The sequence below is a fragment of the Roseateles sp. P2_H4 genome, from assembly GCF_056403315.1.
Map to the genome: position 1 here is coordinate 1 of NZ_JBFUFR010000073.1, position 17,175 is coordinate 17,175.

Sequence of the window (17,175 nt, forward strand, 5' to 3'; positions counted from 1 at the left end):
GGGCTATCCCGAAACCTGGCCAGGCAGCCCGGCGCTGGGGGCTATCCCGAAACCTGGCCAGGCAGCCCGGCGCTGGCCTCGGTCACCCGGCCTTTCGAGCAGGCCCCGGAACCTGTGGGCTTCAAACGCGACGGCGGCGGCGCCAGCCGCCTGGTGCAGACCTTCACGCCACGTGCCGACATCGCGCTGGGCCGGCTCAGCCTGTACGCCGGCGACGGCCATGGCACGGATGCGACGCATGCCTTGCGGCTGTCGCTGCGTGACGTGGAGGCCGGCACCGAACTGCTCGGCGCCGGCGAGGGCCTGGCCATCGCCTACCGGCCGCAAGGGGCCGGCCTGCTGAGCTTTGACTTCAGCGCCCATCCGCCGGTCGTGCTGAAGTCCGGTCGCCGCTATGCGCTGGCGCTGCAGGGCGAGAAGGACGCGCTGACGATCAATCTGCGCGCCAGCCGCAGCGACGTCTATGCCGACGGCGAGGCCAGCCTGGACGACCGGCCGTTGAAGGACCGGGAGAGCGGCCGCCCCGCGGACTTCGCGTTCGCGCTGTACGCGCGCCAGGCGCACTGAGTCGGCCGCAGGCCGTCGGTGCATGGCGGCCGCCATGCCCGCATGCTGCAACCGATGCCCTGGCTCGCATAACGACTCCGGAGACAAGACATGGACAAACACCCCGACGGCCTGAGCCGCCCGATCTTTTGCCTGCTGATGGCTCTCGTCCTCTGCGTCGGGTCTCAGGCCGTTGCGGCGGCAGAGGCTGTACAGGCAGCACCTGCCCACAACCCTCTGATCTGGGCGGACGTCCCAGACATCGCAGTCATCCGGGTAGGAAAAACCTACTACATGAGCAGCACGACGATGCACATGAGCCCGGGGCTTCCGATCATGAAGTCGACGGACCTGGTCAACTGGAGCATGGCCTCCTATGCCTATGAAACCCTCGCCGACAACGACGCCATGCGCCTCGAAAACGGCAAGAACGCCTACGGTGCAGGCTCCTGGGCCAGCAGCCTGCGTCACCACAATGGCGTGTTCTACGCCTCGACTTTCGCCTACACCAGCGGACGCACGCACATCTACACCACGCGCGATCCGGAGCGGGGCCCGTGGAAGGAGACGAGCTTCGAGCCCGCGCTGCACGACCACAGCCTGTTCTTCGACGACGACGGTCGCGTCTACATGGTTCACGGGGGCGGTCGCATCACGCTCATCGAGCTGAAACCCGATCTCTCTGGCATCAAGCCCGGCGGCGTGAACAAGGTTCTCATCGAGAACGTCAACACCATCTTCGGCACCGACCTGGGCGGGCTCAATGGCGAGGGTTCTCAGCTTCTCAAGGTCAACGGCCGCTACTACCTCTTCAACATCGCGTCGCCCGGTAGCCGCTGGGCGCGGACCGTCATCGTCAGCCGCGCCGACACCATCAATGGCCCCTACGAAAGTCGCATCGCGCTCGATGACCGCGGCATCGCCCAGGGCGGCCTCATCGACACCCCGGAAGGCAAGTGGTACGCCTATCTCTTCAAGGACAACGGCGCCGTCGGTCGCATCCCCTACCTCGTGCCCGTGACCTGGAAGGACGGCTGGCCCATGCTCGGCCAAGACGGCAAGGTGGCCATGACGCTGGACATTCCCGCCGGCGCTCAGGGCGTTTCCGGTGTCTCCGGCATCGTCGCCTCCGACGAGTTCGACCGCCGGCCCGGCGACCCCGCCCTGCCCCTCGCCTGGCAATGGAACCACAACCCGAAGCCCAGTGACTGGTCGCTCAGCAAGCGCCCGGGCTACCTCAGCCTTGTCAGCAGCCGGATCGTTTCCACACTGCCCGAGGCCACGAACACCCTCACGCAGCGCACCTTCGGCCCGCGCAGTTCGGCCATCACCCGCATCGACGTGAGCGGCATGAAGGATGGCGACTGGGCCGGCCTCAGCGCTTTCCAGAAGAACTACGGTTTTGTCGGGGTCAAGATGACCGATGGCGCCAAGTCTCTGGTCATGGTGAGCGCCGACGCCGACAAGCCGGAGGAGATCGCCTCGATTCCGTTCACGGGCAAGACCGTTCACCTCAAAGTCGACTGCGAGTTCGAGCCAGGCCCCGAGGTCGCCCGCTTCTCCTACAGCCTCGACGGCAAATCCTGGACCACTATCGGTCGTTCCTCTCGGCTTTCCTACACCGCGCCGCACTTCATGGGTTATCGCTTCGGCCTCTTCTATTACTCGACCAAGACCGCCGGCGGCCGTGTGGACTTCGACTACTACCGGATCGAGCCGGGCGGCGGCTCGCGCTGACCTTCGCCAGCGCCGTTTGCGCGGCTTGAGCGAGGCCTGCTCGACCGGGCTGCCACGGGGTCCTCCCGGGGCACCCCTCAACAACCTATTGACGTTCCACATCCACCCATGCGCCTTGTCAGATCCCTGTACCCCGTCGCCTTCTGCTGCGCCGCGCTCATCGGCGCGAACGCGCTCGCCGCAGAAGCGTCGCCCGGTGCCAACGCGGCGATGAGCGCCAGCGCCCTTGCGGCGGCACCGTCGAACCGTGCCCACAACCCCGTCATCTGGGCCGACGTTCCTGACATCGCCATCATCCGTGTCGGCAAGACCTACTACATGAGCAGCACGACGATGCACATGAGCCCGGGCCTGCCGATCATGAAGTCGACGGACCTCGTCAACTGGCGCATGGCCTCCTACGCCTATGAAACCCTTGGCGACAACGACGCCTTGCGCCTCGACAACGGCAAGCACGCCTACGGTGAAGGCTCCTGGGCCAGCAGCCTGCGTTATCACAACGGCGTGTTCCATGCCTCGACGTTCTCGGCCAATACCGGGCGCACCCACATCTACACCACGCGCGATCCGGAACGCGGCCCGTGGAAAGAGACCAGCTTTGAGCCCTCGCTGGGTGACCACAGCCTGTTCTTCGATGACGACGGTCGCGTCTACATGGTTTACGGCGGCGGTCGCATCATGCTCACCGAGATGAAGTCCGATCTCTCGGGCATCAAACCCGGCGGCGTGAACAAGGTCATCGTCGAAAACGTCAACGGCCTCTTCGGCGCCGACCAGGGCGGGCTCAGGGGCGAGGGCTCCCAGCTTTTCAAGGCCAACGGTCGCTACTACCTCTTCAACATTGCCTCGCCTGGCAGCCGTTGGGCACGCACCGTCACCATCCACCGCGCCGACACCATCGACGGCCCCTACGAAGGCCGCATCGCGCTCGATGATCGCGGCATTGCCCAGGGCGGCCTCATCGACACGCCCGACGGCAAGTGGTACGCCTATCTGTTCAAGGACAACGACGCCGTCGGCCGCATTCCCTACCTCGTGCCGGTGACCTGGAAGGACGGCTGGCCCGTGCTCGGCGAAGGCGGCAAGGCGCCCATGACGCTCGACATCCCCGCCGGCGCGCAGGGCGTCTCCGGCGCCTCCGGCGCCTCCGGCATCGTCGCGTCGGACGAATTCGTCCGGAAGCCCGGCGACCCCGCCCTGCCCCTGGCCTGGCAATGGAACCACAACCCTAAGCCCCATGACTGGTCGCTCACCAAGCGCCCGGGTTACCTGAGCCTCACCACCAGCCGGGTCGTTCCGACGCTGCTCGAGGCCCCGAACACGCTCACCCAGCGCACCTTCGGGCCGAGCAGTTCGGCCACCACCCGCATCGACGTGAGCGGCATGAAGGACGGCGACTGGGCCGGCTTGTCCGCCTTCCAGCGGCAGTACGGCTTCGTGGGCGTCAAGATGACCGACGGCGTCCGTTCTCTGGTCATGGTGAGCGCCGAAACGGACAAGGCCGAAGAGCTCGCCTCCATTCCCCTCTCCGGCAAGACCGTTCATCTGAGGGTCGACTGCGACTTCGAGCCCGCGCCCGAACTGGCCCGCTTCTCCTACAGCCTCGACGGCAAGTCCTGGACCCCCATCGGTCGTCCCTCTCCCCTGAAGTACACCTTCCCGCACTTCATGGGTTATCGCTTCGGCCTCTTCTACTACGCGACCAAGACGGCCGGTGGCCGCGTCGACTTTGACTACTACCGGGTCGGGCAAGGGACGGAAGAGCGTCGCTGACAAGGCGCGATCACTTTCAGCCTTCCTCCACTTCCGCCCCACCTGAATAGACACCTCCTGTGAACCCCATCAAGCACGGCCTCGCCGTACTCGGCCTGATCGCGGCCCCGGCCTTTGCCGCCAACGAGGTCAGCATCAGCATCGACGCCGGCAAGGCCGGCCCGGTCATCAGCAAGTATGTGTACGGCCAGTTCGCCGAACACCTTGGCACCGGCGTCTACGAAGGCATGTGGGTCGGCACGAAGTCGAACATCCCGAACACCCGAGGCTGGCGCAATGACGTCGTCGGCGCGCTGAAGGAGTTGCATGTGCCGCTGGTGCGCTGGCCGGGCGGCTGCTTCGCCGACACCTACCACTGGCGCGACGGCATTGGCCCGCAGGACAAGCGCCCGAGCAACGTCTGGGGGAACCATGTCGAGGAGATCAACGCCGTCGGCACCCACGAGTTCTTCGACCTGATAGACATGATCGGCGCCGACGCCTACATCAACGGCAACGTCGGCACCGGCTCCGTGCAGGAGATGGCCGACTGGGTCCAGTACATGACGGCGGACGGCGGCTCGCCCCTGGCCAGGCTGCGCGCTCAGAACGGGCGCGAGAAGCCGTTCAAGGTCGCCTTCTTCGGTGTCGGCAATGAGTTGTGGGGTTGCGGCGGCAACATGAAGCCCGACCACTACGCGAACCTCTACAGCAACTACGAGCATTTCCTGTGGGCGCCCGAGAAGTCCCGGCCGAAGATGATCGCCAGCGGCGGCAGCGGCTTCGACACCAGCTGGACCCAGATCCTGAGCAAGGAACTGAAGGACCGCACGATCGGCATCACCGTCCACCAGTACACGGTCCCGACCGGCAACTGGGAGGTCAAGGGCAAGGACCTCGGCTTCAAGGAAGGCGAGTGGATTTCAACCCTTGCCAACACCTTGAAGATGGATCAACTGGTCAAGGATCACGTGGCCGTGCTGGACAAGAACGATCCCCAGAAGAAGATCGGACTGATGGTCGATGAGTGGGGCACCTGGTATGACGAAGTGAACCCCAGAGGCGGGCTGTTCCAGCAGAACTCCCTGCGCGACGCGCTCGTGGCGGCGCTCAACTTCCACATCTTCCATGAGCACGCGGAGCGGGTCACCCTGACCACCATCGCCCAGATGGTCAACGTGCTGCAGGCGATGGTCCTGACGGACAAGGAGAAGATGGTCCTGACCCCGACCTACTACGCGTTCCAGATGTATGCACCGTTCCAGGATGCCAGGTCGCTGCCGCTGGCCATCAAGGACAACACCAGCTATACCCTGGGTGCCGTGACCATTCCGGGCGTGAGCGCTTCGGCAGCACGAGCCAAGGACGGCAAGGTGTACCTCGCGCTGGTCAACGCCGATCCATCCAAGGCGGTCGATGTCGCCATCACCGTTGCGGGCACGAAGGTCAACGGTGCGGCCGGCAAGGTGCTGACCTCAACCGCGATGGACGCGCACAACACCTTTCAGAATCCGCAGGTCATCAAGCCGGCCGCGTTCAGCGCGCGTGCCGCGGGGGGCAAGCTGTCGATCAAGGTGCCTGCCAAGGCCGTGATGGTGGTCGCGTTGGAGGAGTGAACGCCTCGCGCGCAAGCGCCTCGTGATCGCGCCTGCTTACTCCAGCGATGTTGCGCAGCTTGTCCGCTGCTCATGCCCACCGAATCGCTGTTGAACTTGCATGCCAGACTGCTCGTCAGAAAACTTCTTTGAAGCGGCCGCAGCGCGAACAGCGCCGCCCCGCCCTGCCCACACTGCATATTGACGGACCGGCCGGGCAGCGGCTTCACGCTGCTCTTCGAGGCGCTCGCCTTGACGCTGTGCCGATCGATTCCGGTCGCGCACGCCGCCGGCCGGTTGCGCATCAACGCGAAGCAGTTGTGCCGCCGGATCGAACACCAAGTCGGCGTGGCACGCCCCCAGGACGACATGAACGGCGTCGCCGTGGTCGGCATCAACGACTTGAGTTTCAGGCGTGGCCAGGACTATGTGGCGCTGGTCCATGGCCTGAAAGGGAAACGCCTGCTGTTCATGACCGAGTGCCGCAAGCACGCCACCGTCATCGACTCCAAGGCCGATTTGATCGAGCACGGCGGCGGTCCTGACGACACACGCCGTGCGCCCGGGAGGCGTGAAATCTCGCTAGGTTCTAAGCTGGCGACATCTGTCCACGCTCGGTGAGCACGCGGTCGCGGTACGCAAGCGGCGCACCCGACCCAAAGCCCGACAGCCTCCTAGCGGCCTACTTGGTCGACAGCACCAGCACCGTCACCGAATACGGCGCGAAGCTGTAGCTGAACTGCTTGCCGAGCCCGCTCGCCTTGCTCGTCACCGGCACCACCTTGGTCGGCTCGGCGATGGTGTTGGTATCTTCCTTGTGCGTCGAGCTCAGTACGATTGCCTTGCCTTCGGCCGCCACCTTGACGGCGCCGGCCAGGTCGACCTGCACCGTCTGCGCGTTGCCGATCGCGTTGACGACCTTCAGGTAGATCTCGCCGCGCTGGTCCGACTTGGTCGCCGAGAAGAACATCGTCGGCACCTGCCTGGCCGGCGGCACGTCCTGCGGCGTCTCCTTCTTGGCCTCTTGCTGCCAGGTTTGCGTGCTGATCTTCTCGGCATGCACCGGCAGCGACACATTGCCCAGATAGTTGCTGAACATCTTTTGCGCGTAGTACGACGGCGAACCGTAGCTGGACTGCGCGTTGTAGCCGATCAGGTTGTACTGCCACTGCATGCCGCCCGGGTTCACGTTCACGAACAGCGGCGCGTAGCAGGACATCTCGACGACGTCGGCATTGCGCTCCATGCCGGCCATGAAGGCGGCATCGGCCAGTGCGGCGTGCAGGTTGGTGGTCGGCGAGCCTTCTTGCCCGGCCCATTCGCCGATAAAGATTTTCGGCCCGCTGCGCGCATAGCTGTCGTAGCGCGCGGCGTCGTTCATCATCTCCATCGGGTTGAAGTAGTAATGCTCGTCGATCAGGTCGGGGACCCGACTGGTCAACTTCTGTTGCGAGCCAACCCAGTCCTTGCCGTTGACCGTGGAGATCAGCTTGATCTTCGGGTACTTCTTCCTGATGGCGTCGTGGAACTGGGTGTAGCGGCCGTCGTAGGTCTTGTTCTTCTCAAAGCCATCCTCGTTGCCGATCTCGACATAGCGCAGCTTGAACGGCGCCGGATGGCCGTCCTCGGCGCGCTTCGCGCCCCACTTCGTGCTCACGTCGCCGGTCACATATTCGATCTCGTCGAGCGCGTCCTGGACGAAGGGCTGCAGTTCCTTGCCGACCGGGACGGATTCGCCGTTGAGCGCGTAGCCGGCGAACACCGCCAGCACCGGTTCGGCCTTCATGTCCTCGCACCACAGGAGAAATTCGAGCAGTCCCATGCCGTCGGTAGAGCGGTAGCCCCAGGTGCCGGGATTGCCTGGACGCTGGTCTATCGGGCCCAGCGTTTCCTTCCACTTGAAGCGGTTCGTCACGCTGCCGCCTTCGACATAGTTCCCGCCGGGGAAGCGCAGGAAGCCCGGCTTCATGTCGATCATCTTTTGCATCAGGTCGGGCCGGTTGCCGTTCGGCCGGTCCTTGTGGGTCGGCGGAAACAGCGACACCAGGTTGAACCACACCTTGCCCGGACTTTCGGTTGCAAGCACCAGGCGCGCGTCGGCGGTCGGCTTGACGTTCGCACCGGTGGCGAGGGTGACGCTGTAGCGCTTCCATTGGCCGTCGATGCGGCCGCCCTCGGCCTGGGCGTAGATGGTCTTGCCGTCGACGCCTTCAATGCTGAGGGTCAGCGGCACGCCACCGGCGCCGGACGTTTTGGCGTAGAAGCTGGCGCGGTAGCTGGTGTTCGGCGTGACCGGGATGCCCCAGTAGCCAGCATTCGCGATACCGACACGGTGACCCGGCGAAGCGTTCTCGGCGTCGATCCGCAGACTGGTCGTCAGGGCGGTGCCGGCGACCGGGTAACGCTCGTCGAGCGCCATCGCGGCGCTGCCGCCGGCGTCCTGCACCAGCGACCAGTGTTCCGGCGTGGAGCCGTGATTCTTGAAGGCGCGGTTGCGCACCAGTTCCGCATACAGGCCGCCATCGTAGGAAAAGTTGATCTCCTCGGTCATCAAACCGTACAGGGTCGGACTGACCGGTAGGCCAGGCTTGGCGAGGTCGATCCGGACGGTGGTCTGCGCCATCGCCAGCGCCAGCGGGGCGATCAGGGCAACCAGCGACAGCAGGCGGGGGGCGCGGAAGCGGCGTTGCATGATTGGCATGGCGGCGCTGTGCGATGGAATGTTCGAGTTCATGGGTGGGATGGTCCGGTAGTGGTGCTGCGCTTGCGGGCGCTTTTGTGTGAGGTTCGCGGCATCTACACCGCGAACGTGGTAACAAGAACGGAAGGCCAGGCGCTTGGCGGCCGCGAGCCCCTCGGTCGTCCACCTTGTCTACAAGGTCAGCGCATCCACACGCTCCGGGATCTCGCGGTCCGGCATGCCGCGCACATCCCTGGCCGAGAAGTCGCTGACCCCGCGCAGCGCGAACAGCGCCGCCCCGCCCTGCCCGCGCCGCAGATTGACGGCATGGAAGCTGGCGTCTCTGACATCGTCCAGCACGACCGCGGTTCGCCCCTCCGGCTTGACGTAGCCAACCTTGACGTGATGAACCTCGATGGCCTTCACGTGGCGCATGTAAAACGCATACGCTGGCGCCTTGCCGAACATGCCGGGCTCCGGATACCCGTTGGGATTTTCGGGCGGCACCAGCGCGCTCCAGGCCGCATCGCCGCCGCCCTGGGTTTCTATCTGCACATTGCTGATGCGAATGTCCTCGATCAGATGTCCTTCAATCCCGGCGATGGTGCTGGCGTGATTGACGTGCGCACCGGACACCACAATATTGCTGATATTGATGCGCTTGATGGTGCCCACCGGCGGCTGATTCGGTCCGCGCAGGCGCGCGCCCAAGCGTATGAAGATCGGATCGTTCACCACGCCGCGCATGGTGATGTTGGAAATCGTCAGGTCCTCGATGTGCGAACCGTCCACGCTCTCGATCGCCAGGCCGCGGCACTCGTCGAAGATGCAGTTCGTGATGGTGATGTTCTTGAAGTCGCCATTCGATTCGGTGCCCATCTTGATGCGGCCGTATCGCCCCGACCGGTACTCCGGCGCACTGCGCTTGAACGTGCCATCAATCAGGCTGCCCTCGTCGAAATTTCCCGACACCATGCAGTCGGATATCGTGATGTTTTCGCAGTGCTGGATGCGCCCCAGGCCGTAGCTGGCCTTGAGGCAGATCGCATCGTCCCAGGGCGTATTCAGGCTGCAATTCGTGACGCGCACGTTGTTGCACCCGTCAATATCCATGCCGTCGCGGTTGGTGTCGATGGTCAAGTGGTCGATCAGCACGTTGCCGCAGCCGGTCGCCAAGATGCCGAAATGGCCGCCATGCAAGATCGAGAAATCGCGCAAGATCACGTTGCGGCACTCGCGCAGCGCGATCGCCTTGTCGGCTTCGCCGGGCTGGTCCGGTTTGTCGGTGTAGTAGCCGGTGTACTTGTCGTGGCCGCTGATCAAGCCTTTGCCATGGATCAAGCCACCGCCCACGATGGCCACGTTGTCCAGGCCAATCCCCCAGATCAGGCTGTTTTGCCAGTGACTGTGGCCGTAGTCCTGATAGTTGCCGCCGGCCTCGTTCGGCTCGGGCAGGTCATAGCGCGCCACGCTCGCGTCAACCGCTTCGATCACCGCGCCCGCCTCCAGGTAGAGCGTGATGTTGCTCTTGAGCCTGATTGACGCGGACAGATAGCGCCCCGGCGCGAAATAGACAGTACCCCCGCCCGCTGCCGCTGCGGCCGCAATGGCAGCATTGATCGCCGGCGAGTCGAGCGTGCGGCCATCGCCCTTGGCGCCGAAACGCTTGACGTCGAACAGCGAACTCGTGGGTATGGGCGGCGCCGCCAGCGAGCAAGCCGGCAACGCGGCGACGAGCGCAACGGCCCGTGCCAAAAAATGTCTACGTATGGGCAGCAAGGTGAATCTCCTGAACGCCATTTCTTGAACGCCACGCAACGGGCTGGCAACGACCCAGGCGGTGGGGACCAGCGATGAGCCAACAGCTCGTCGATGCGATTGGCAGACCGCGTTGTCATGCGAGCCCGCCGCCCGAAACCTTCAACGCCACGGCATCGCTGGAATACGCAAGACCTTCCGCAGCCCAGTTTTTCCTAATGACCTTGGGGCAACACCCACTCGATGCCAATGCGGCGCGTGGCCGTTCCGTCGCGCATTTGCGCAGGGTCGGGGGCAGCGGCGGCGGTGGCGGCGGCGCGTGCCAGGCTCACGGCGTCCAGTTCGCGCTCCAGGGCCAGGGCCGGCACACCGCGCACGCCAGCCGCCGTGATCTCGCGGCGCTGCACGAAGCTGCGCACGATCTTGCCGGCGGCATCGATGTCCTGTTCCACGACGACCGTACCCGCGAGCTCGGCACGGCGCGCGAACAGCGGAAAGCCGTTCGCGTCGGTGGCGCCTGGCCCGCTGCGCGGCACATCGGGCAGCAGATAGGCCTGCGAACGCACGGCCAGCGCGGTGCGCCAGGCTTGCAGCGCGCGCGGCGCCGTCATCCGTCGGCTGCGCACCTGCTCCTGGCTCCACCAGCGCAGCAGTTCGCAGCGCGATGCAGGCGATTGGCCGGCATAGGTCCAGCCCGCCGCCTGCAGCGCATCGCGCACCTCGGGGGCGAGGCTGGACGTGTCGCCCGGCAGCTTGGCCAACGTGGCGACCAGCTCGTCCTCAAACGCACGGTCCGGCGAGGGCGGCACCTGCCGAGGCGCCTGCCCCCACCGAGCCAGGCGCTCCGCCTCGCCCTGCCACGCGGTGTTGCGCTGCGCTGCGGGCAGCGCCTCGATCAACTGCGCCACCTGCGCCGCAGGCCGTGACTGATCCAGCCCATTGCAGATGCCGGGCGTCTTGAGCGCTTCGATCCAGATCGTGTCGCTGGGCTGCGGTGTCGCATCGGCCTGCCAGAGCGCCACTTCGTTCAGCACGCGATTGCTCAATCGCTGCGCGGCTACCTCGGCGCGCAGCTCACCCTTGCCCTGGGCGGTTTCCTCGGTCAACCATGCCGCCCAGCTGGCCTGGGCGCGCTCACGTTGTTGACGCAGCACATCCTCGGCCACGCTGCGGTGCTCGGGCGAGAGCTTCAGGTCGGCAGGCAACTGGAACATGCCCGCCAGCAAGTCCACCGGCTGGCGCAGCAGTCCCGCATCGCGCTCCAGACGCTCACGCAGCTTGGCCCGCTGTTCGACCATCAAGCGGCGCGCAGCTTCGTCACGCTGCTGGTCGATCAGCTCCTGCGCCATCTGCTTGTTCTTGGCCGCAGCCGCCGCCTTGTCCGGGTTCTGCCCCTCGGCCGCCACGCCGCCAACGCGACCGGGCTCCATGCCGGGAAAGGTGCCCTGAGCCAGCACCGCCGCCGGTGCATGCAGGAGCGCCGCCAGCGCAACCAGCCGCAGAGAAAACCACCGCCCAGAACCCGGCATGACGTCGCCACGACGTCCAACGCGTGATGCTTTCATGAACGCTTCCAGTTCAAGGTCTTGCCCTCGGCCAGCACGGTGCTGCGTTGCCCGTCCACGTCCAGGCTCCAGTCGCGCAGCGCACCCTCGGAGACCTGGGCCGTGTACTGCCCGCCGCTGCGGCCGACCGTGCCGCGTGCCGCGACGTTGCCGTCCAGGCCCACGACCGTGAAGGCCGCGCTCTTGCCGTCAGCCAGCTCGAACACGCGCAGCACCGTGCCGCGGGCGTAGTCGTAGTCCGGCTTCTCGGTCTCGGCGCCCCAGGCGATGACGCTGCCCGGCGCGGCGTAAAGCGGCAACGATAGGAAGCCATGCGTCTCGCGATGCCAGCGKCCGCCCTGCTTCTTCTCGCCGCTGAGCAGATGGGTCCAGGTGCCCTCGGGAAGGTAGAAGTCCACCTCGCCGCTCTCCGTGAACACCGGCGCCACCAGCAATGCTTCGCCGAGCTGGTACTGCCGGTCCAGCGGCGCGCAGGCCGGGTCGTGCGGATGCTCAATGAGCATTGCGCGCATCAGCGGGACGCCGGTCTGGGTCGCCTCGTGAGCCTTGGCGTAGAGATAAGGCATGAGCTGGTGCTTGAGCCGCGTGAAGGCGCGCAGCACGTCGCAGCTTTCCTCGTCGACCAACCATGGCACCCGGTAGGAGCTGCTGCCGTGCAGGCGGCTGTGCGAGGACATCAGGCCGAACTGGATCCAGCGCTTGTAGACGGCCGGCGGTGGGTTGCCCTCGAAGCCGCCGATGTCGTGGCTCCAGAAGGCGAAGCCGCAASTGGTGAGYGACAGTCCGCCTCTGAGGCTCTCGGCCATGGACTCGAAGGTGSWCCAGCAGTCGCCRCCCCAGTGCACCGGGAAGCGCTGGCCSGAGGCGTAGGTSGAGCGKGCGAAGACGATGGCGTCCTGGCCCTGCACTTCTTCCAGCAGCTCGAAGACGGCCTGGTTGTAATGCAGCGCGTAGAGGTTGTGCATCTCGACGGGGTCGGAGCCGTCGAAGTAGGTCACGCCTTCGCTGGGGATGCGCTCGCCGAAGTCAGTCTTGAAGCAGTCGGCACCCTGGGCGATCAGGCGGCGCAGGTGGCTCTGGTACCAGGTCTTGGCGGCGGGGTTCGTGAAGTCCACGATGGCCATGCCGGGCTGCCACTGATCCGTTTGGAACGTGAGGCCGTTGGTTCTCTTGATGAAGTAACCGTTCTTGGCGCCTTCAGCAAACAGCGGCGACTTCTGCGCCACGTAGGGGTTGATCCAGAGGCTGATCTTCAGGCCCTTGGCATGCAGGCGCGCCAGCATGGCCTCGGGCTCGGGGAAGCCGCGCGGGTCCCAGGCGAAGTCGCACCACTGGAACTCGCGCATCCAGAAGCAGTCGAAGTGGAAGACGGCCAGCGGCAGGTTACGGCGCGCCATCTCGTCGATGAAGTGGGTGGCTGTGGCCTCGTCGTATTGCGTCGTGAACGAGGTCGTCATCCACAGGCCGAAGCTCCAGGCCGGCGGCAGTGGCGAGCGGCCTGTCAGCGCCGTCAACCGGCCAACAACTTCCTTGGGCGTGGGGCCGGCAATGACGCAGTAGTCGAGACTTTCGCCCTCGCGGCTGAACTGCACGCGGGCGACCTTCTCCGAGCCGACCTCGAAGGACACCGGGCCGGCCTCGTTGACGAGCACGCCGTAGCCGCGGTTGGTCAGGTAGAAGGGCACGTTCTTGTAGGCCTGCTCACAGGCCGTGCCGCCGTCCTTGTTGGTGTTCTCGACGATCTGGCCGTTCTTGACCCAGGGCGTGAAGCGCTCGCCGAGACCGTAGACGTTCTCGCCCACCGCCAGCGACAGCTGATCGTGGACGTAATTGCCCTTGCCCGCGTACTGGATGTAGCCCAGGCCACGCCAGTCGCTCTTGGTGAGGACGCGGTCGCCTTCGCGGAAGGTCAGCGCCCAGCCGTCGCCCTTCTTGACGTCGACCGAGATCGGTCCGGACGTGAGCGTGGCCTTGGTCTCGCCGTTGACGATCTGCACGGCCGGTTTGCCGGCGCCGACCATGGGGATGTGCAGGCGCGGCGCGGTCGATGCGACGTAGTGCTCCACGCTCACGCGGATCACGCCCTCGAGCGGCGAGCTCAGCGTCACGGTCAACGTGGGGCCTTGCAGCGTGTCGCCACGGTGCTTGATGGGTCGGGTCGTGGCGAGCACGACGAGGCGGTCTTCGTGGACTTCAACGCCATAGGCCTCGGCCGCGTAGTGCGCGGCGACGCCTGGCTGAAGCATCCACTGTCCGTCAGTGAACTTCATGAATCAGTCTTCCTTGAACGAGCGACACATCGGTCGCACCGGCAACAGAGCCTATTTACTTTGTGCGCCGTCCAAACTAATATTGGTCAGACCAACATTTGAACATAACTTTGTTGGTCGGACCAATAGAACACAAAAGGGGGGCAAGACGTGGAAGCTGAAACGAGCGGCAGCCAGCAACAGCTCAAGCGAATGAACCGCATGGCTGTTGTGAGGCAGTTGTGCGCCCAGCCAGGACTGTCGCGCGCTGCCTTGGCGACGGCCGTCGGCCTCACCCGCTCCACGGTCGGCGCTCTCGTCCGCGGCCTGCTGGCCGAAGGCTGGCTGATGGAGCGGGAGATCGTTGCCACAGGCGACATGGGCCGCCGCCCCACGCCGCTGTTCATCGACCCAACGCGCCTGCTGCTTATTGGTGCCGAGGTCGGTATCGAGTCGGCACGCGTCGTGGCCCCGTCGCTGACCGGGACGGTCCACGCCTGCAGCGTCRCCCCCTACGGCCCCAGTCCCACGGCGCAGAGCTGCATTGCGAGCCTGGCCGGCGCGCTGGAAGGCCTGCACTCGCATTTCAGCGCCGGGCAGCGCTTACTCGGCATCGGCATCGGGCTGCCAGGCGGCGTCGACGAGGCGCGCGGCGCCGTCAAGTTCGCGCCCAACCTCCGCTGGCGCAACCTGCCCTTTGCAACACTGTTGGCCGATGCGCTGCGGCAGACCTGGCTTGCCGGCACACCGCTATTCGTTCAGAACGAGGCCGACGCGGCCGCGCTGGGTGAACTGGAGTTCAACCCAACGCCAGATTCGGACCCGTTGATCTACGTCTCCATCAATCAGGGGCTTGGAGCGGGTGTCATCGTTGGAGACCGCCTGCAAACGGGGAGCCGCGGCTATGCAGGCGAGGTCGGTCATATGGTGCTGCAGTTCAACGGGCCTCGCTGTTCATGCGGTCGACGTGGTTGCGCGGAGGCATTGATCGCGACACGCGCCATCCAGCGTGGCGACGGCAGCAGCGCACGTCTTGGCTCGCTCGAAGAGGTCCGCGCTCATCTAGCGAAGCAAGACCCGGAAACAGTGAAGGCGGTGGCCTCCGCTGGCCACCATTTGGGCATGCTGCTGGTGAACCTTGCGGCGGCGTATGACCCTGGCAGCATTGTTCTCGGCGGCTCCGTCATCGAGCTCGGCGATCCTTTTCTGCAGCCTGCTCTCGCTGCATTGAATGCCAATGCCGTTGCGGGCGGTTCACCCGTGCCTGGTGTCCGCACCTGCCGATTTGGCGCAAATGCCGTGGCCATCGGCGCAGCGGCGCTGGTACGCCACCGTCTGACGCGCCCTACCCTGTCCACGCAACACGTCGGCACTGCAGTCAGTTCCGTGCAGGGGATTCACTGATGTACCTGGGTATCGATCTCGGCACCTCTGAGGTAAAGCTGCTGCTGCTGGATGGCACTGGCCGAACCGTTGGCACGGCGGGCAGCCCGCTCACGCTGTCCAGCCCCGAACCACTTTGGGCTGAGCAAAATCCCGCTGACTGGTGGAGCGCGACGGGTGTGGCCGTTGCCCACCTGCGAGCCGCCCACCCGGCCGAATTTGCCGCCGTACGCGGCATCGGCCTGTCAGGCCAGATGCACGGCGCCGTGCTGCTCGGCGAGGCAGACGCCGTGCTGCGCCCCGCTATCTTGTGGAACGACGGCCGCAGCCACGCCGAATGCGTGGAACTTGAAGCAAAGGCGCCACGCCTGCATGCCATTGCCGGGAATGTGGCCATGCCAGGCTTCACCGCCCCGAAGCTGCTGTGGGTCAAGAAGCAGGAGCCCGAGGTCTTCTCACGCGTCGCCAGCGTGCTGCTGCCCAAAGACTGGCTGCGCCTGCAGCTGACGGGCGACAAGGTCTCCGAGCCGTCCGACGCCGCCGGCACGCTGTGGCTGGACGTGGCGCGCCGCGACTGGTCCGACGAGCTGCTCGCCGCGTCCGGCCTGACGCGTGCGCAGATGCCGCGACTCGTCGAGAGCAATGCACCCAGTGGCGTGCTCAAGCCTGAACTGGCCAAGGCCTTGGGCCTGGGCGCTGACGTGATCGTTGCCGGCGGCGCGGGTGACAACGCAGCCAGCGCCATCGGCATTGGCGCGACGCAGCCGGGCGACGGCTTCATTTCGCTCGGGACGTCGGGCGTGATCTTCGTCGTCAACGACCGCTACCGCCCCAACCCGGCATCGGCGGTGCACGCCTTCTGCCATGCCCTGCCCGAGCGCTGGCACCAGATGAGCGTGATGCTGTCGGCGGCGAGCTGCCTGCGCTGGTTTTGCACGCTCGTTGGCGCCGATGAGGCAACGCTGCTGGCCGAACTTTCTTCTTCGCCAAATGACAGCGCAGTCAACGCGCCCATCTTCCTGCCCTACCTGGCCGGCGAGCGCACACCGCACAACGACCCATTTGCTTCGGGCGTCTTCCATGGCCTGAAGGCCAACACGACACGCACCGACTGCACCTGCGCCGTGCTCGAGGGCGTGGCCTTCGGTCTTGCGGACGGCCTGGACGCGCTGCGCGCGGCCGGTACCGAAGTGCAGCAACTCTCCCTCGTCGGCGGCGGTTCGCGCAGTGCCTACTGGGCGCAGCTGATCGCCGACACGTTGAACGTCGAGATCGTCGTGCACGCCGGCAGCGAAGCCGGTGGCGCCCTCGGCGCCGCGCGCCTCGGCTGGCTTGCAACCGGCGGCAGCGTCGAAACCGTCTGCACCCGCCCCGACATCGCCGCCCGCTTTACCCCCAACCCCGAACGCCATGCGCTGCTGACCCCACGGTTGGCGCGCTTCCGTGACCTTTACCGCCGCCTGCGCGGCGCCTGACCTCCAACCATGACGAGCTACTTCAACCACATCGCGCCCATTCGTTTCGAGGGCGCCGACAGTCCCAACGACCTGTCCTTCAAGCACTACGACAAGGACCGCATCGTGCTGGGCAAGCGCATGGAAGAGCAGTTGCGCTTCGCCGCCTGCTACTGGCACAACTTCGTCTGGACCGGTCTCGATCCCTTCGGCGGCGCGACCTTCGAGCGCCCCTGGTTCCAGGGCGGCTCGCCGATGGAGCTGGCAAAGCTGAAGGCCGACGCGGCCTTCGAGTTCTTCGCCAAGCTCGGTGTTCCCTACTACTGCTTCCACGACCGCGACGTCGCCCCCGAAGGCGCCACGCCGCGCGAGAGCCACGACAACTTCCTGCGCATGGTCGACGTGCTCGGCGAGAAGCAGCAGGCCACCGGCTTGAAGCTGCTGTGGGGCACGGCC

General features: G+C 65.7%; 11 protein-coding genes and 1 pseudogene. 8 read left to right on the top strand and 4 right to left on the bottom strand.

Translation table 11 applies throughout. The features are described 5' to 3' along the window. The 5 genes from AC1DW3_RS29835 to AC1DW3_RS29855 form a co-directional block, all read left to right on the top strand. Window positions 1–567 (top strand): hypothetical protein (locus AC1DW3_RS29835; protein ID WP_477937759.1); only part of this gene is annotated, 567 nt, incomplete at its 5' end. Window positions 568–657: 90 nt separating this feature from the next. Next, on the top strand, window positions 658–2,283 hold the full coding sequence (locus AC1DW3_RS29840) for a glycoside hydrolase family 43 protein (protein WP_477937761.1): 1,626 nt from the start codon (window positions 658–660) through the stop codon (window positions 2,281–2,283). A gap of 108 nt (window positions 2,284–2,391) precedes the next feature. Beyond that, window positions 2,392–4,056, top strand: a complete 1,665-nt coding sequence (locus AC1DW3_RS29845) for a glycoside hydrolase family 43 protein (protein WP_477937763.1) — start codon at window positions 2,392–2,394, stop codon at window positions 4,054–4,056. 59 nt (window positions 4,057–4,115) lie between these two features. Continuing rightward, window positions 4,116–5,651 (top strand): alpha-N-arabinofuranosidase, encoded by a 1,536-nt coding sequence (locus AC1DW3_RS29850; protein WP_477937765.1) that lies wholly within the window; start codon window positions 4,116–4,118, stop codon window positions 5,649–5,651. A 180-nt stretch (window positions 5,652–5,831) separates the two neighbouring features. After that, window positions 5,832–6,251: a transposase family protein gene (locus tag AC1DW3_RS29855; RefSeq protein WP_477937767.1), complete on the top strand. Its 420-nt coding sequence runs from the start codon at window positions 5,832–5,834 to the stop codon at window positions 6,249–6,251. Window positions 6,252–6,312: 61 nt separating this feature from the next. Here AC1DW3_RS29855 and AC1DW3_RS29860 read toward each other — a convergent pair whose 3' ends face one another. From AC1DW3_RS29860 to yicI, 4 genes are all read right to left on the bottom strand, one after another. Beyond that, window positions 6,313–8,322, bottom strand: coding sequence for an alpha-L-arabinofuranosidase C-terminal domain-containing protein (locus tag AC1DW3_RS29860; RefSeq protein WP_477937769.1), 2,010 nt, complete (start codon window positions 8,320–8,322; stop codon window positions 6,313–6,315). Between the two features lie 180 nt (window positions 8,323–8,502). After that, window positions 8,503–10,089, bottom strand: coding sequence for a rhamnogalacturonidase (locus AC1DW3_RS29865; RefSeq protein ID WP_477937771.1), 1,587 nt, complete (start codon window positions 10,087–10,089; stop codon window positions 8,503–8,505). Between the two features lie 194 nt (window positions 10,090–10,283). Next, the gene (locus tag AC1DW3_RS29870) at window positions 10,284–11,633 is read right to left on the bottom strand and encodes a hypothetical protein (protein ID WP_477937773.1); all 1,350 of its coding nucleotides are present in this window, start codon (window positions 11,631–11,633) and stop codon (window positions 10,284–10,286) included. After that, window positions 11,630–13,903 carry an alpha-xylosidase gene (gene yicI, locus AC1DW3_RS29875; RefSeq protein WP_477937775.1) on the bottom strand — a complete coding sequence of 758 codons (2,274 nt, stop codon included), beginning with the start codon at window positions 13,901–13,903 and terminating at the stop codon, window positions 11,630–11,632. The genes AC1DW3_RS29870 and yicI overlap by 4 nt, the downstream gene beginning before the upstream one ends. A gap of 150 nt (window positions 13,904–14,053) precedes the next feature. Here yicI and AC1DW3_RS29880 point away from each other — a divergent pair, with 150 nt between their 5' ends. The 3 genes and pseudogenes from AC1DW3_RS29880 to AC1DW3_RS29890 all read left to right on the top strand — a co-directional run. Beyond that, window positions 14,054–15,286 carry an ROK family protein gene (locus tag AC1DW3_RS29880; RefSeq protein ID WP_477937777.1) on the top strand — a complete coding sequence of 411 codons (1,233 nt, stop codon included), beginning with the start codon at window positions 14,054–14,056 and terminating at the stop codon, window positions 15,284–15,286. Beyond that, window positions 15,286–16,740: a xylulokinase gene (gene xylB / locus AC1DW3_RS29885; RefSeq protein WP_477937779.1), complete on the top strand. Its 1,455-nt coding sequence runs from the start codon at window positions 15,286–15,288 to the stop codon at window positions 16,738–16,740. Before AC1DW3_RS29880 ends, xylB begins: the two co-directional genes overlap by 1 nt. 9 nt (window positions 16,741–16,749) lie before the next feature. Further along, window positions 16,750–17,175 (top strand): annotated as a pseudogene (locus tag AC1DW3_RS29890) (xylose isomerase); the annotation flags it as partial.

Excerpts from the sequence above, each read along its gene's own strand:
- AC1DW3_RS29840 (WP_477937761.1), top strand. The coding sequence starts at position 658 with ATGGACAAACACCCCGACGGCCTGAGCCGCCCGATCTTTTGCCTGCTG.
- AC1DW3_RS29845 (WP_477937763.1), top strand. The coding sequence starts at position 2,392 with ATGCGCCTTGTCAGATCCCTGTACCCCGTCGCCTTCTGCTGCGCCGCG.
- AC1DW3_RS29860 (WP_477937769.1), bottom strand. The coding sequence starts at position 8,322 with ATGCAACGCCGCTTCCGCGCCCCCCGCCTGCTGTCGCTGGTTGCCCTG.
- AC1DW3_RS29870 (WP_477937773.1), bottom strand. The coding sequence starts at position 11,633 with ATGAAAGCATCACGCGTTGGACGTCGTGGCGACGTCATGCCGGGTTCT.
- xylB (WP_477937779.1), top strand. The coding sequence starts at position 15,286 with ATGTACCTGGGTATCGATCTCGGCACCTCTGAGGTAAAGCTGCTGCTG.